Origin of the sequence: Bacillus sp. FSL P4-0248 (assembly GCF_038593305.1) — a bacterium.
In the GTDB taxonomy this organism is placed as follows: Bacteria; Bacillota; Bacilli; order Bacillales; family Bacillaceae; genus Bacillus; species Bacillus safensis.
This window is the reverse complement of the sequence record NZ_CP151983.1, coordinates 3649756-3665672: the sequence shown is the minus strand read 5'-3', so window position 1 is coordinate 3665672 and position 15917 is coordinate 3649756. Positions and strand designations below refer to the sequence as shown.

The 15917-nt window shown below is 43.6% G+C and carries 10 protein-coding genes; 2 read left to right on the top strand and 8 right to left on the bottom strand.

The window, feature by feature from the left end; translation table 11 throughout:
- Positions 1–17: 17 nt before the first annotated feature.
- Positions 18–1997, top strand: a complete 1980-nt coding sequence (locus NST65_RS18805; protein WP_041118447.1) for a DHH family phosphoesterase — start codon at positions 18–20, stop codon at positions 1995–1997.
- The gene (gene rplI, locus NST65_RS18800; protein WP_008359128.1) at positions 1994–2443 is read left to right on the top strand and encodes a 50S ribosomal protein L9; all 450 of its coding nucleotides are present in this window, start codon (positions 1994–1996) and stop codon (positions 2441–2443) included. The genes NST65_RS18805 and rplI overlap by 4 nt, the downstream gene beginning before the upstream one ends.
- A gap of 40 nt (positions 2444–2483) precedes the next feature.
- On the opposite strand, the gene NST65_RS18795 is transcribed toward rplI, so the two are convergent.
- The 8 genes from NST65_RS18795 to NST65_RS18760 form a co-directional block, all read right to left on the bottom strand.
- The gene (locus NST65_RS18795; protein WP_034283619.1) at positions 2484–3698 is read right to left on the bottom strand and encodes an MFS transporter; all 1215 of its coding nucleotides are present in this window, start codon (positions 3696–3698) and stop codon (positions 2484–2486) included.
- A gap of 22 nt (positions 3699–3720) precedes the next feature.
- Complete coding sequence (locus NST65_RS18790; protein WP_064498621.1) at positions 3721–3867, bottom strand: YycC family protein; 147 nt, start codon at positions 3865–3867, stop codon at positions 3721–3723.
- Between the two features lie 72 nt (positions 3868–3939).
- Positions 3940–4674, bottom strand: a complete 735-nt coding sequence (locus tag NST65_RS18785; protein ID WP_034283617.1) for an alpha/beta hydrolase-fold protein — start codon at positions 4672–4674, stop codon at positions 3940–3942.
- A gap of 94 nt (positions 4675–4768) precedes the next feature.
- Positions 4769–5734, bottom strand: a complete 966-nt coding sequence (locus NST65_RS18780; protein WP_034283615.1) for an iron-hydroxamate ABC transporter substrate-binding protein — start codon at positions 5732–5734, stop codon at positions 4769–4771.
- 98 nt (positions 5735–5832) lie between these two features.
- Positions 5833–7458, bottom strand: a complete 1626-nt coding sequence (locus NST65_RS18775) for a helix-turn-helix domain-containing protein (RefSeq protein WP_111927497.1) — start codon at positions 7456–7458, stop codon at positions 5833–5835.
- 123 nt (positions 7459–7581) lie between these two features.
- Positions 7582–7809, bottom strand: coding sequence for an MbtH family protein (locus NST65_RS18770; protein ID WP_025093680.1), 228 nt, complete (start codon positions 7807–7809; stop codon positions 7582–7584).
- A gap of 20 nt (positions 7810–7829) precedes the next feature.
- On the bottom strand, positions 7830–14978 hold the full coding sequence (locus NST65_RS18765; RefSeq protein ID WP_111927496.1) for a non-ribosomal peptide synthetase: 7149 nt from the start codon (positions 14976–14978) through the stop codon (positions 7830–7832).
- 15 nt (positions 14979–14993) lie between these two features.
- Positions 14994–15902, bottom strand: coding sequence for an isochorismatase family protein (locus NST65_RS18760; protein ID WP_070326258.1), 909 nt, complete (start codon positions 15900–15902; stop codon positions 14994–14996).
- Positions 15903–15917: the final 15 nt, after the last annotated feature.

The window sequence follows — 15917 nt, the reverse complement described above, 5'->3', positions numbered from 1 at the left end:
TTGAGGAGTTGATATCAGTGCCAAGCTTCTATAGAAAACCTGTCATCAAGTATCCGATCTTCGCGTTAATTGTTCTTGCGGTGGTCACAGTCCTCCTCAACCTTTATTTCAATTGGATCATAGGAGCAGTTGGTCTTATCGTCCTTGCAGGTGTGCTCTACTTCTTAAAGTGGGCAGATACGCAAGTGCAGAAAGAGATTGATTCATATATTTCAACATTATCCTATCGAGTCAAAAAGGTTGGAGAAGAAGCATTAATGGAGATGCCAATTGGTATTATGCTGTTTAATGACCAGTATTATATCGAATGGACCAATCCGTTTCTCGCTTCGTGCTTTCATGAAAGCACACTTGTCGGCAGATCCTTGTACGATACATTCGAGTCTATTGTGCCTCTTATTAAACAAGAGGTCGAGACCGAAAATGTGACGCTGAATGACCGGAAATTCAAAGTCATTATTAAACGGTCAGAGCGCCTTTTATATTTCTTTGATGTCACGGAACAGGTGCAGATTGAACGACAGTACGAAAATGAACGAACGGTGTTATCTTATATCTTTTTAGACAACTACGACGATGTCACGCAGGGCCTTGATGATCAAGTGCGCAGCGCGATTAATAGTGAAGTGACGTCTTTGCTCAACAATTGGGCACAAGAATACGGTATTTTCCTGAAGAGAATTTCGTCTGAACGATTTATGGCGGTTCTAAATGAGAGCATTTTAGCTGAGCTTGAAGCGTCAAAATTCTCCATTTTAGACGAGGTCCGTGAGAAAACAGGGGCACATAGTGCGACGCTTACTCTAAGTATCGGGATCGGTGCGTCCGTTCCTTCCTTGAAAGAGCTTGGAGCACTTGCCCAGTCGAGTCTTGACCTTGCCCTCGGACGAGGCGGGGATCAGGTCGCCATTAAACAGCCGAATGGAAAAGTGAAATTCTACGGTGGAAAAACGAATCCAATGGAGAAACGGACACGCGTACGCGCACGGGTCATTTCTCATGCTTTAAAAGAAATTGTATCTGAAAGCGGTAATGTCATGATCATGGGGCATAAGTTCCCAGACATGGACTCGATCGGTGCATCCATTGGGATTTTAAAGGTCGCCCAGGCCAATGGAAAAGAAGGCTATATTGTCATTGATGCCAATCAGATTGGCGACAGTGTTCAACGCTTAATTAGTGAAATTAAAAATTATGAAGAGCTTTGGTCACGTTTTATCACCCCAGAGGAAGCAATGGAGCTTGCAAAGGATGACACATTGCTTGTCGTCGTAGACACACATAAACCGTCTCTCGTCATGGAGGAACGGCTGCTGAATAAGATTGAAAATGTCGTGGTCATTGACCATCATAGACGCGGCGAGGAATTTATCCGTGATCCTTTACTTGTTTATATGGAGCCGTATGCTTCATCTACAGCAGAGCTTGTGACAGAGCTTTTAGAGTATCAGCCGAAGAAATTACGGATTAACATGATTGAGGCGACTGCGCTTCTGGCTGGGATCATCGTTGATACGAAGAGTTTCTCCCTGAGAACGGGGTCAAGAACGTTCGATGCAGCATCCTACCTTCGTGCAAAGGGAGCAGATCCTGTCCTTGTGCAAAAGTTCTTAAAAGAAACCGTCGATCATTACATCAAACGAGCAAAACTCATTCAGCATACAGAACTGTATCAAAATCAGGTGGCCATTGCTTCATTGCCATCTGACAGGTCGGAGTATTATGATCAAATTACGATTGCCCAGACAGCGGATTCCCTGTTGTCAATGAGTGAGGTAGAAGCGTCATTTGCTGTCGCTAGACGAGATGACGACACAGTATGCATTAGTGCCAGATCATTAGGGGAAATCAACGTTCAAATTATTATGGAAGCATTAGACGGCGGCGGTCATCTGACTAACGCTGCTACCCAGATTTATGGTATAACCATTGAAGAAGCGGTAGGGAAATTAAAGGCTGCCATAGACGAATATTTCGAAGGAGGGGTTCAAAGATGAAAGTCATCTTTCTAAAAGACGTAAAAGGCAAAGGGAAAAAAGGCGAAGTCAAGAATGTAGCTGACGGATACGCGCACAACTTTCTCATCAAACAAGGGTTAGCTGTTGAAGCAACTCCAACGAACCTAAGCGCATTGGAAGGGCAGAAAAACAAAGAGAAAAAGAATGCCATCCAAGAGCTTGAACAAGCAAAACAATTAAAAGAAACACTTGAGGCGTTAACAGTGGAACTCACTGCAAAATCAGGTGAAGGCGGCCGTTTGTTTGGCTCGATTACAAGCAAACAAATCGCTGATAAATTGCAAAAAGATCATCAAATTAAACTCGATAAGCGTAAAATCGAGCTGAATGACGCCATCCGTGCATTAGGTTACACAAATGTACCGGTGAAGCTTCATCCAGAGGTACAAGCAACGTTAAAGGTACATGTGACAGAGCAGGCATAAGTAGAAAAGAACCCGTCTCACGAGGAGGCGGGTTCTTTTTTTATGAAGGATCTGAAATATAGACACTGCGTCCAGCACGCATACCGGATAAAAACATGAAAAATAGGATGATGATAAAGATGATAATCGCTGGTGTCCATGTATGTGTGGAATCAAAAAGGATACCAATCATGAACGGCCCAACAGCAGCTAATAAATAACCGAGAGACTGCGCCATTCCAGAGAGGGCAGCTGCTTGTTCCATATTGGTTGTACGTAAACCGATAAATGTGAGGGCAAGACTGATACTGGCCCCTTGTCCAATGCCGATCAATAGAACAGAGATGACAAGGATAGGCGTCGATCCTCCGAGGAGAAGTCCAATCATGCCGAGTAAATACACAAGGACAAGGCCGGCGACAAGCGGTCTTTGCGTTTTTAATTTTTCTGCAAAAACGGGCGTTAAGAAGGTGGATGGCAGCCCAACAAACTGCATAATGGACAGCATCCATCCAGCTGTCGACAGGTTCATTCCATGGGATGTTAAGATATCAGGAAACCATGCGATGCTGCTATAGAAAAGGAATGACTGCAACCCCATAAAAAAGGTCACCTGCCATGCAACACGTGAACGCCATATTGGCTGCTCTGTAAGAGAAATACTTTTGACGGCCGCTGTATTCTGATGAAGAAGCTGCGGCGCCCAAACCATCATGGCGAGAAGGGCAAGTCCAGCCCATACAAGGAATGATGTATTCCAGCCGCCAGGCATCGTATGACTGAGCGGAACACTGACACCTGAAGCAAGTGCAGCGAAGACGGACATTGAAGTCGTATATACACTTGTCATCAAGCCTGCATGTGCAGGAAATTTATGCTTCACAAGCCCCGGTAAGAGCACATTACAAATCGCAATTCCAACGCCGACCAGCGCTGTTCCAATCATTAAGAAGGTGATGGAGCCAAACGAGCGAATCACAATCCCAAAGAGAAGGACGGCAAGTCCAAGCCAGAGGGTTCGTTCATTGCCAAGTCGTTTTCCGATTTTAGGTGCAATTGGAGAAAGCAATGCGAATGAGAGCAGTGGTAATGTCGTAAGAAAACCCGCCAGTCCATTTGAAAGCTGTAAATCGGAACGAATCGCGCCGATAACAGGGCCAACGGATGTAATGGCAGGCCGAAGATTAAATGCAATGAGCAAAATCCCAGCAATCAGCAGGATGGTTTGTCCTGTACTGCGAGGATGTAATGTTGATTTTTCTAGTTGTTGTTCCATGAATGTAAACTCCTTTATTTCTTTAAGAAGAACGATCTTTCTTCTGTTCAAGCTCCGCTAATTTAGCTAATAAGATATGCTGCGGCATATGCATGATTTGTTCTAACGGTACATTGAGTGATGCAGCAAGCTTTTGTGCGGTATCGGCTGAGATTTGTAAAGGTCTCATGCGCAAATCCCTCCTCTTTCAATCTATACGTTCCAATATATCATATCGGCTTTGTGCCATGCTGATAAAAAATTAGCGTTCTCTTTGATAAAACCACTTTAGGGCCGATAAGAAATTTTTTTGAAATTGTTTCAGATGATGGCCCTCCCCTTGTTCGATGTGATATTGCAGCTGCCTTTCTTGCATCCCTTTCTGTAATAAAAGGTCATGCAGTTGTTTGTTGAATAAAGGCATGTGCTGTTGAGCAGATGTTTTGCCTTTCCCTTCTTCACTGCCTACAGACAAATAAATAAAGTGATCCACACACTGAATGCTTTGTTGTTTAGCAAACGGTAGAAAATCTTGATACCAAAATGACCCGGAGATCGATGCGATGTTTTTAAAAAGATCAGGGTGCATGAATAAAGTATAAATAGCAAACAGCCCGCCTAATGAAGCACCTACGTGGCTATGTTCATGACAGGTCTCTTGAACTGGATATTCTCTTTTGATATATGGGAGTAAGTCATTCGCTAAAAATGACACATACGTCTGTGCCTCACCTTTAAAGTCAGGAAACCCAGATCGCAGTGATGACGCCTTCCATGGTGTATATTCGTCAAGTCGATTGAATGGGTGTATGCCGACAATGATGATTGGTGAGATGGTTTTGGTTTCGATCATTCTTTCGATCTCTAGCAGGTGTGTTCTAAACAAAGAAGAGCCATCTTGTACAAAGACAGCTGGAACATCAATAGAGGTGTCCTGTGGGAGGTAAATATCAAGCTGACGCCCATTAAACTCATCATATAGAAACGTTCCGTTCATGTGTATCCTCTCCTAAAGGTTTTCAACTGCGTTGAAAAGAAGACAAAGGGCTAAACAATTTAGCCCTTTGTCAAAAATCTGATCACGCATCTGTTTAGTTGTTTTGATCTAACCATTTGACAGCCTTATCAAGGAAGGTTGTTTTGCTTAGTGCTGTTCCTCCTTGAAGCATAGGATCAACGGCATTTTCATTGATGTGCCCATTTTTCACAGCTTTTAGGCTTGTCCAAATTTTATTTTTCTCTAAGTCCTTCAATGCATTTGGATTCGAGGAGTTTTCCTCTTTAGAGAACTGAACAAAAATATAGTCAGGATTGAGTTCGCCTAGGCGCTCCAATGAAATCAATGCTTGTGCTTTGGCTTTTTTGATATCACTTGGTGCTGTAAATCCTAAGTCCCCATATAAGGTAGAGTTGAAGTATACGTCTTCAGGGTAAACGTACAGGTCGCCCTGTCTAATGCGCAAAATGACAGCTGTTTTGTTGCTGCTTTTGTCTTTCAGGGTTTCTTTCGCTTGTTTGAGATCTTTCTGATAATCAGAAATGATGTTTTTCGCTTCTTTACTTTTTCCAGTCAGTTCACCGAGTAATAATAGATTGCTTTCCCAGTCAGAAGAGACATGGGATACTGGGATCGTCGTTTGGACTTTATCCAATTTTTTAATTGTTGCAGGCGGGAACTTGGTTGATCCGAGTATGACATCTGGTTTTAGTTTTAGGATTTTTTCCAGGTTCGGTTCTGTTTTTTCACCGATACCTTCTGTTTTCGCTGTAATGTCTTTAAATAATTCAGGGAATGTGCCGCCTACAGTAGAAGCACCAATAGGCTCGATACCAAGTAATTTTGCATCTTCCATTGATTCAAGGCTTCCAGCAATGACAATTCGTTTCACTGGTGTTTTGAGTTTGTACGTTTGATCTAAGTAGTTGATATTTGTTTCTGCTGTTTCAGCTGACTTGCTTTTGGTCGTGTTTGAAGCAGGTTTATTTTCTGCAGCACCACAGGCTGCTGCGGTGATCGTCATGATACAAAGGATAAGCAATGCGAACCATTTTTTCATTTGTTTTCTCCTTTAACTGATAATTGTTCTCAATTAAAGATTGTAGTAGTCTTTTGTCCTTTTATCCATAGACAATGATCTGTCAAATGATGGACTTTTTACGGAAAAAAAGATAAAAGGTCCTGAATGACTCGTTGATGACTGGCTGCTGTGTATTCACGCCAAGGGTCAGACGTAAGTGGATAGACGGCTTGCTGCGTCACAGCCTTGAGATTTTGCCAAGACTCCTGCTGCTTTAACTTTTGATAAAAAGCAATGGTTTTTGGCTCCTTATGCAGGAAGAGGAAGATGGCGTCTGGATCTAGCTGTTGTATAGAGCGAATGCTGATTTTCTTTTCTATTAGCTGGCCGTCATTCTGAAAAGCTGGCAGAAGGCCAATATCTTGAAAAATTACTTCTGACATGGTGCGATTCACAGACAAATAGAGCTGATCTTGAAAGATACGAAGAGGCAGGACGGTTTTTGGTGGATGATCAAAAAGGCATGCCTTTTTCGCTTGAATGACGAGTTCCTCGTAATGAATCAGCCATTCTTCTGCTTCGTTCGCTTCATTTAGGAACGTAGCTGTTTGTTTGAATTGAGTGCGCCAATCTAATTGTGTGAATGGAACAAAGTGAACAGGACAGATGGTTTTTAACACTTGTTTTTCTTCCTCTGTCACATGATCATTGGCAATGATCAGCTCAGGTTTTGTTTCTTTTAATAGTTGTAAATTGGCTTCAGCGTGCTCGTTGATCCGATGTGCACTCAGGTGAATCGGAATTTCTTCTGCATGATGCTCAAAATCATGTGCTGTCCACTTAGGGTGAAGAGGGGCAGCATATGGGATGATATGAATGGGTGTGAGCTGGCCGAGTATGGAATGGCCATAGGCTGCAATTTTCCGCTGACGGCTTTTCATATAAGTTGAAGGGGTTATGCCCGTTTTTTTCTTAAAGATGCGGCTGAAGTAATACGGATCTTGATAGCCGATTTCCAGTGCAATGTCTTTGAGCTTTGCGTTGCCTTTTGCCATTAATTGTTTGGCTCTAGCCATCCTTTTTTTGGTGATATAATCACTGACACTCACATCAAAATGCTTTTTAAATAGCTCGCTGTAATGATTGGCGCTGATGCCAGCCATATGAGATAGACTTGTCAGGCTGAGGGGTTCTTCGGAATGTTGATCGATATATTGTTTTGTTTTGAAAAGGGCATGTGCCGTGTCACAAATATCTTCTTTATACAGTGTGAAAAGCTGCATAATGAGCTGCTGAAAAAGAGTTTGGCTTCTAAAAAAGTTAATGGATTCAGGTCTTTGCCATTCCTCTGTCATATCGGACAATAAAGAATGAATATGTTCAATCGAGCTAATATCGATAAATTGCCATTTATTCAGTAAAGAACGGGCATGTTCCGTTGATACTTCTCCTATGTTTTGATTTTGCAGCGTGTAGAGCTGAAAGCGAAACAGATAGAGCTCGTGTTTTTGATAAGGCTCTGTTTTTAACATAAATGTTTCCCCAGGCATGATTGTATAGAGGGTCAGATGTTTCAATCGCCATTTTTGATCGTTCAATGTGAGTAAACCGCTGCCGCTTATGCTGAAGAGGAGGCAGAATGTATCTGATAGCTGCTGCTCTGTATGTGGAAGCTCTGCATTATTTATTTTTTCAGTATATGTTAATCGGTAGATGAATTGTTCGGCATTTGCCAATGTACGTAATTGATTGTTGTTTCCCATAAAACCACCTGATCTCTTATTGATTGATAAACATTCTCAATTAAATTGTAGCAGAAAGAGCTGAAAGATGGTGATGTTTATTCTGTCAAAAAAGCACCCTGATGGAGATCAGGGTGCGGTGATTTATTCCGTTTTTCCATGTGCTAGCGCAGGTTCTTTTGTTAAGCTTAATGGCCGCAAGTCCTGCCAGTGTGTCTGGATATAATCGATGCAGGCATTTCTAGTGTCTTCACCAAAGACCTTTTCCCATCCATCTGGCACTGGTGCAAATGATGGCCAAAGTGAATGCTGTCCTTGTTCATTGACCAGCACAAGAAATACACCGTCTTCACGATCAAAGGGATTTGTCATTTGTCATCTCTCCTTTATTCTTAGTGCTTTTGTTTAACCCGATGCAGTGCGTTGTCTAAGATGACACCAATTTCTGCTAGGGGTTTAGGCTGGCACATGTCTTTGTGCCGGCAATGAATGTCGTGCTGTTCGATTGTTCCGTTGATATAAGGTGCCCATGCTTCGGGATCAATTGGTGTAAACCAATCTGGGATAATGGTAGATCTAAAGAATAATATGTCCCCCTGATAAGTTTTTGGCTGATATTCTCCGAGCAATCGAACTGAATTCACATAGGTTTCTTTTAGATTTCTAATGGCATCTTCACTTAAGCTTGCTAGTGCACTGCCATCTTTTTTCAAAATGTCGACGGCACTTTTCATTGTGAGCGGTTCACCTGTTAAGGTATCTGGATCATAACCGCCAAGCGCAAGAAGAGCGATTAGTGCTTCTTCTTCATCTGGTGCTGCTTTAATCGGTAAGAAATGGTTCGGATAGGCATCCAGCATCGCAACGAGTGCGATTTCTTCACCTTGCTGCTGGAGCTGTGTAGCCATTGCCTGAACAACGTTTCCGCCTAGTGACCAGCCAAGAAGATGATAAGGGCCTTTTGGCTGAATCGTTTGGATGTGCTTGATGTAATCCGCAGCCATATCATCTAGTGTGTGCGGGTAGTCATCTTTTCTTGCGATTCCTCGAGCCTGTAATCCATAAATAGGGATGTTTTTTTCTAATGTATTCAAGAGACCTGCATAGCACCAGCTAAGACCACCTGCCGGGTGAACACAAAAGAGAGGATATCTTTCTCCATTTGTTCGCAGTGGCAGCAGGATTTCTAGTGCGTTTTCATCGCTTCCTGTTTCTAGTTTCTCTGCCAAACTTGCCACATTTGGTGCTTCAAACAACGTTCCGATGCTTAGTTTGACACCAAGTGCATCACGAATGCGGCTGATTAAACGAACCGCAAGTAAGGAATGCCCGCCAATGTCAAAAAAGCGATCGTCTATGCTGATTTTAGGTAAATCAAGCACCTCTTCAAAGAGATGACATAGGATTTCCTCTTTCGGGTTTCTTGGGCCGCGGCCATCTGCTTGCTGTATATGCAATTGAGGTGCTGGCAGTGATTTTTGATCAAGCTTCCCGTTTGCTGTAAGCGGCATGGTGTCAATTTGTACATATGCCGCGGGAACCATGTAATCAGGAAGACTGGCTGCTGCAAAATGACGAAGGGTTTCAGTATCGAAACGGTCTTCTTCAGTTGTGACGATATAGGCGACTAAGCGTTTGTCGCCAGGCTGATCCTCTCGCATCATGACGGCAACTTGTGCAACTGCATCGTGGCGTGCCAGAACGGCTTCAATTTCTCCAAGTTCAATGCGAAATCCGCGTATTTTAATTTGATGATCAGCTCTGCCAATGTAATCAAGATCCCCTTCTTCTGTCCAGCGCGCAAGGTCGCCTGTACGATACATCCTTGTGCCAGGTGCTCCATAAGGATCGGCAGGGAATCGATCTGATGTCAGGTCAGGTCTGCCTAGATAACCTCTTGCAAGGCCAGCTCCAGCTACATACATTTCACCTGTCGTCCCAGGGGGAACAGGCTGTAGGTATTCATCTAGTACGTACACGTGTAAATCAGGAATCGGTTCGCCTATTAAACTGCTGGAGTTCTTTGTGATCATCTCTCGATTGAGTACATTATACGTAACGTGAACGGTGGTTTCTGTAATGCCGTACATGTTGATTAGCTTTGGTTTACAGTCTGAGTGACGGCTGTACCAATCTTCTAATCTGCTAAGCTCTAATGCTTCACCTCCAAAGATGACATAGCGGAGTGATAATGCTTGACCAAGTGTTTGTTGTTCCTTGTCTATCTGCATGAGCTGATAGAAGGCAGAAGGTGTTTGATTAAGCACAGTCACACCTTCCTCGACTAGAAGCTGCAGCATCTCTTCTGGAGAGCGAGAGATGGTATGAGGTACAATGACAAGCCGGCCGCCATATAAAAGTGGTCCCCATATTTCCCATACTGAAAAGTCAAAGGCATAAGAATGGAACATTGTCCAAACATCTTCTTCATCAAAATGGAACCAATGTTCAGTAGATGTCAGAAGACGGATGACATTTTGGTGTGGGATGACCACTCCTTTTGGTTTCCCTGTAGAACCGGATGTATAAATAATATAGGCCGGATGCAGAGAAGATAGCGGCTCAATTCTGTCTATATCAGCCGGATTGTGATTTGGCATTGTCAGCAATTGATCGCTCGTTTCCTTTTCGTCTAACAAAATCAAATCGCAATCAGCTGGAAGATGCACTGCATCTGCTTTTGTTGTGATGCTGCAAACGGGTTTGGCATCTTGTATCATGTATGCCAGTCTATCTGCTGGGTAATCTGGATCAAGCGGAACATAGGCTGCGCCTGCTTTATGAACGGCTAATAAGCTTACGAGCATATCGATTGATCTAGGCAGGGCAAGTGCAACGAACTGTTCTGGTCCAACGCCTTTTTCTATTAATAAATGAGCAAGACGATTGGCTTTGTTGTTTAACTCACCATAGGTCAGCTGCCTATTGCCATACGTTACAGCCACTCGATCAGGGTATTGCTGCGCCGTTTTTTCAAATAAAGCCGGGAGACTATGTGCTTGGTCTAACTGAGCAATTGTCTTTTTGTCAGGGAGAAATGTTTGCCGCTCTTTATCTGATAAAATATTCACTTGGCCAATCGGCACATGTGGGCGCTCAGTCACTTCAGTTAAAAAGCGCTTCATTCTGTCAGCGATTGCTCGAATGGTGCTTTCTTTAAATACATCTGTACTGAATTCAAACAATCCTGTTAAACCTGCTGCTGACCCAGTTTCCGTTCTTTGTTCTGCCAATTCGATGGTCAGATCAAATTTAGCTGACCCTACTGGTTTCACGTAGAGGTTTGAGTCAAGTTGTGTCAGCTTCATTTCTGCCTTCGGTGTATTTTGGAAGGCTAGCATGACCTGGAACAATGGATTTCTTGATCTGGACCGGGTTGGGTTTAGGATTTCAACTAGCCGTTCAAATGGCAGATCCTGATGCTCATAGGCTGCTAGGTCAACGTCTCGCACTCGCTTCAATAGCTCACTAAAGGTTGGATTACCAGCTGTATTTGTACGTAATACTAGTGTGTTCACAAACAAGCCCACAATATCGTCAAGTGCATCGTCATTCCGTCCAGCAATTGGACTGCCGATTGGGATATCTGTACCGGCCCCAAGGCGTGTCAGTAATGCTGCAAGTGATGCTTGAAGCACCATGAACAAACTCACTTGATGCTGCTTTGCAAGCTCAAGGAGGTTCTGATGTAAAGCGGGTTCAATCGTAAAGTCTATCGTCGCACCGTTGAAGCTTCCTTCCTGTGGACGCGGGAAGTCATAAGGCAGTTCAAGTTCTTCAGGCAGGTCATGTAAGGCACCTTTCCAATAGCTGAGCTGCTTGGCAAATAGACTATCCGCCTTTTCTTCACTGCCCAACAGCTTCTGCTGCCAAATAGCATAGTCAGCATATTGAACAGGTTCTGCTGGCAAGGAGATGGATTTTCCTTGTATACGGGCTTCGTAAGCAGCAGCTAAGTCTCGTGTCAATGGTGCAAGTGACCAGCCGTCACCAGCGATGTGATGCAGCAATAGAAGCAGTACGGATCGGTTTGCATCAAGCGTGAATAATTCAGCTCGAAGTGCAGGTTCTTCTTCAATCTGAAAGCTATAGCGAATGGCTTCGTTTAACTGATTCTCAATTTGTTGATCGCTTGAAGCTGTGACATGGAGTTCAGGCTGAACACTTTTCGGGTGTAAAATGACCTGTCTTGGCATGCCGTTCTTATCTGGAAAAATGGTTCTAAGGGTTTCGTGTTTTTCAGTGATATCTGCCAGTGCACCAATGAGAGCTGTTTGATCTAGTGTACCTGTCAGCTGAATGACAAGTGGAATATTGTAAGTTGGACTTGGCCCTTCAAGGCAATGAAGGAACCAGAGCCGTTTTTGGGCAAAGGATAATGGAATTTCATCTGGTTTGTCTTCAACCTGAAGCGGCGGCCGAATGTCCTTCGCTTTGTCAATGTGCTGCGCAAGCTCAGCAACTCGAGGTGATTCAAAAATGGTACTCATACTTAGGTCTGCACCAAGTGTATCGCGTATACGTCGAAGCAGGCGAGCGGTGAGTAAGGAATGTCCTCCTAAGTCAAAGAAACTATCATCTATGCCAATTTGAGATAGGCCAAGGGTTTCTGCAAATAAACTACATAACATGTCTTCTTGTGGTGTTCTAGGTGTACGCTCAGAACTAACTAAAGACATATTTGGTGCTGGTAATGCTTTGCGGTCGATTTTGCCGTTTGGTGTAAGTGGAAGTTCTGGCAAAACGACAACAGCAGAGGGCACCATGTAGTCAGGAAGTAATGCAGCCGCAAACTGCCTGAGCTCTGAAGGGTGCAGAGAAGACCCGTCTGTCAGCACAACATACGCACAAAGCAGCTGCTGCCCAGGTTGATCCTCACGAACGATAACAGATGTATGCTTTATGGCTTGATGCTGCATCATCACTGTTTCAATTTCACCTAGTTCAATACGGAAGCCGCGGATTTTAATTTGATGATCGGCACGGCTGATATAATCAATTGAACCATCTTCACGCCATCTGGCTAAATCACCAGTACGATACATTCTCGTGCCTTTTGTGCCGAATGGATCAGCGACAAAACGTTCAGCCGTTAAATCATATCGCCCAAGATATCCTCTGGATACTCCTTCACCTGCAATATAAAGCTCACCGATTGATCCTGCTGGGACTGGGTTTAGTCCTTCATCTAAAATGTAAATGCTCGTATTCCAAATGGGTTTACCAATTGCCGGTCCACTATTTTCTCGATGTGCTGTGACATTTTCCATCGTAGACCAGATGGTCGTTTCTGTAGGTCCGTACAAATTAGTAATGTCACATTGAAGAGATTGCAATGTGTGCAAAAGGGAGGCAGGGAGTGCTTCACCTCCAACAAGAACACGCATACCTGTGATCACATCAGGGTATTCATCTGCCAACGCATGCCACAACGTTGGCGTTGCCTGCATGATTGTGACATGATGAGAACGAATCATGTCTGAAAGCTTTGCTGGTTCTTGTATGGTTTCTTTTTTTGCCAATAAAATAGCAGCCCCATGTAAAAGCGGTAGGAACATTTCCAGCCCAGAAATATCAAAGGCAATGGTCGTTACCGCTAAAAGCTGGTCTTCTTGATTTAATAAAAATGAATCTTGCATGGACAATATAAAGTTGATCACATTTCGTTTTGTTACAACAACACCCTTTGGTTTGCCTGTCGATCCTGACGTGTAGAGGATGTAAGCTGGGTGATGTGGAGAGCCCTCGCTCCAAGCCGGATTGATGTGCGGACTGTCTGCTATCTCCTGATGAACAGTTGAATCATCCAGCTGAACGATGTGCGGATGGTCCAAACCGTCTGCTGTCTCTTTGACTGTGAGCAAGCACGCTGGTTTGGCATCTTCTAGCATATAGGCGACACGATCGTTAGGATAATCAGGGTCTAGTGGCAGATATGCGGCTCCCGTTTTGACGACGGCTAATAGACTTACGACCATATTGATGGACCGAGGCAGAGCAATTGCGACAAATTGTTCTGGTCCAATGTCATGTTTTTTCAAATAATGAGCTAATTGATTAGCCCGGTTATTCAACTCCTCATAGGTCAAAGTAATTCCTTCAAACTGTAATGCTTTTGCTTGTGGTGTTTTGCTCACCTGTTTTTCAAATAGTTCCCGTAAAGATTCCTTTGGTAATTCTCGTTTTGTATCATTCCAGTGCTTGAGGATGTTCTCTTTCTCTTCAGACAAAAGAAGGTTGAATTGACTGATCGTTTGCTCTTGCTCTAGTCCGGTTATTTCCTCCAGCAATTGCAGAAAACGCTGCTGATGAGCGTCAACTGTTTGCTCTTTGTAAACGGCAGGGTTCGCATCAAAGTCGATTTGAAATCCGTTCCCATCCGCGCGGTCGTATATGTTGATCGATATATCATCCACGGGTCCTGCTGAGAGGTTATGTGCTTGACCCAAGCTCTGATCGAACATGAGATCATAATCAAATGGCATGATATTGATCTGCGGGCCAAATAATCGCTGATTTCTTCCAATAAGTTTAAAGTCTCTCCGCATGTCCTCGTGGCGATATCTTTGATGAGGGCGAATGGCTTTTAGTTCATCAGATACTTGGCGAACAAGTGCTGATAGCGTCATTTCTGGTTTGCATGTTAAACGAAGCGGTACCAGGTTCATGACCATTCCGGGTGTTTGTAAAGCGCACGATCCAAGGCGCATCATCACAGGTAATCCTAAAACAATATCATGTGCACCAGTCATACGATGCATATATAAAGCGGATGCAGCAAGGATCATTTCATGCCACGTACCACCGAAGGCTTGAGCATTTCTTTTCATTTTGCTTACCTTTTCGGCATCGAAGCCAGCCGTTTTGCGAATAAAATGATCCGACGTTCTTGGTGCAAGCTCAGCAAGGCTGACAACTTCAGGTTGATCAGCAAAGCGATTTTTCCAAAACGCTTGATCATCTTCATATCGATTAGACTGTTGATAGGTGAGCTCCTCTTGGACTACGTCATGTAAGGATCCAAATGTTTGAGGGGGCATAGGTGTCCCATTCGATAGGGCTGAATAGACCTCAGCAACACGACGCGCAATGAGCGAAAAGGCGAATCCATCAATGGCAATGTGATGAATGCGCTGATACCAAATAAATCGGTCGTCAGCAAGCTGAAAAAGTACTTCACGGAATAATACATCTTTCTCTAAAGAGACTGGTGTTGAAAGATCGGCTTTCATCCATGCTTTAGCCGCATCAAGAGGCTGTTTTTCATTTTGTAAATTAACATATTGAAATGGAATCTCTTTCTTAGATGTCATCCATTGCTTTGGACCGTCAGTATCCTCAACGAATTGCATATACAAGGAATCTGCTTCTAAGACAGTCTTTCTAATGGCTGCTTCAAATTGTATGGGATCAATAGGACCTTTAATCTCTATATACTCAGCTGTATTGAAAATAGGATTAGCTGGATCAAGCTGCTGCGCGTACCAAATGCCTGATTGGGCACCGGTTAGCGGGAATGAATCGACTGACTGGATCGACAAGGGTCTATACCTCCTTTACAAGTAATCGATATTTGGGATAGATGGCTGCTTTTCTGGGAAAAGAAGAGTCCGCCAATGAGCGAGCGTTGGATTTGCTGCAAGCTCAACGAAATTGACTGTCGCTCCTTGTTGCCTCCACTTTTCCGCTAGGCTCATCATTCTAATAGAATCAAGTCCAAGGTAGACGAGATTCTCGTCAAGCGGTATTTCATTCGGCTCGATTTGGAGATACTCAGCTACTTGGTGAACGATGATCTCAAAGGATAAATCATCACTGTTTGCTTCTTGTCCTGTTAAACGATTGATGATTTGGTTTGTCGTTGTGGTGACTGCACAGCGTTCAGCTGCATAGGTCATGGCCATTTTGTGATGTTTCAGTGAAAAGTCAGCGACGGCATCGGCGACAAAAAAGGTTTCAATATCGAGCATGAATGCTTCTGCGGCTGTCAGCATACAGCCAATATGTGCATATACGCCAGTAATGATTAGTTGATCACGCCCGCCTTCTTGAAGGATATCCAAAAAATTAGATTTCTTGAATGCGCTATAACGCCATTTTGTCAGCATTGTATCTGCCTCAGATGGAGCAAGCTGATCAATGATTTTTGTCAATGCTTCATCATCACCAAGTCCAGGTCCCCAAAAATCTGTTAATAAGGCACGATCCTTCGGGTCTTGGTCACCAGGTTGCGCTGTATAGACGACGGGGATTCCAAGTTCATTGCATGTATCACGTAATTGTTGAATATGCTGCACTAACTCTGTGATCGGTGATGTATCTTGTTGAAATGCATTTAAAAAATATTGTTGCATGTCATGTATCAGCAGAACAGCACGTTTCGGATCTGGTATCCAGTTCACTTTATTTTCGGGTAAATCTTGTGTGCTTGGCATTGGATATGCAGGAATAGTAGGGATTGCCATGGTTTTCACTCCTCT

What these genes read in the sequence shown, in the direction of transcription:
- NST65_RS18780 (WP_034283615.1), bottom strand. Translation starts at nt 5,734, where the DNA reads ATGAAAAAATGGTTCGCATTGCTTATCCTTTGTATCATGACGATCACC.
- NST65_RS18770 (WP_025093680.1), bottom strand. Translation starts at nt 7,809, where the DNA reads ATGACAAATCCCTTTGATCGTGAAGACGGTGTATTTCTTGTGCTGGTC.
- NST65_RS18775 (WP_111927497.1), bottom strand. Translation starts at nt 7,458, where the DNA reads ATGGGAAACAACAATCAATTACGTACATTGGCAAATGCCGAACAATTC.
- NST65_RS18790 (WP_064498621.1), bottom strand. Translation starts at nt 3,867, where the DNA reads ATGAGACCTTTACAAATCTCAGCCGATACCGCACAAAAGCTTGCTGCA.
- NST65_RS18785 (WP_034283617.1), bottom strand. Translation starts at nt 4,674, where the DNA reads ATGAACGGAACGTTTCTATATGATGAGTTTAATGGGCGTCAGCTTGAT.
- NST65_RS18760 (WP_070326258.1), bottom strand. Translation starts at nt 15,902, where the DNA reads ATGGCAATCCCTACTATTCCTGCATATCCAATGCCAAGCACACAAGAT.
- NST65_RS18795 (WP_034283619.1), bottom strand. Translation starts at nt 3,698, where the DNA reads ATGGAACAACAACTAGAAAAATCAACATTACATCCTCGCAGTACAGGA.
- rplI (WP_008359128.1), top strand. Translation starts at nt 1,994, where the DNA reads ATGAAAGTCATCTTTCTAAAAGACGTAAAAGGCAAAGGGAAAAAAGGC.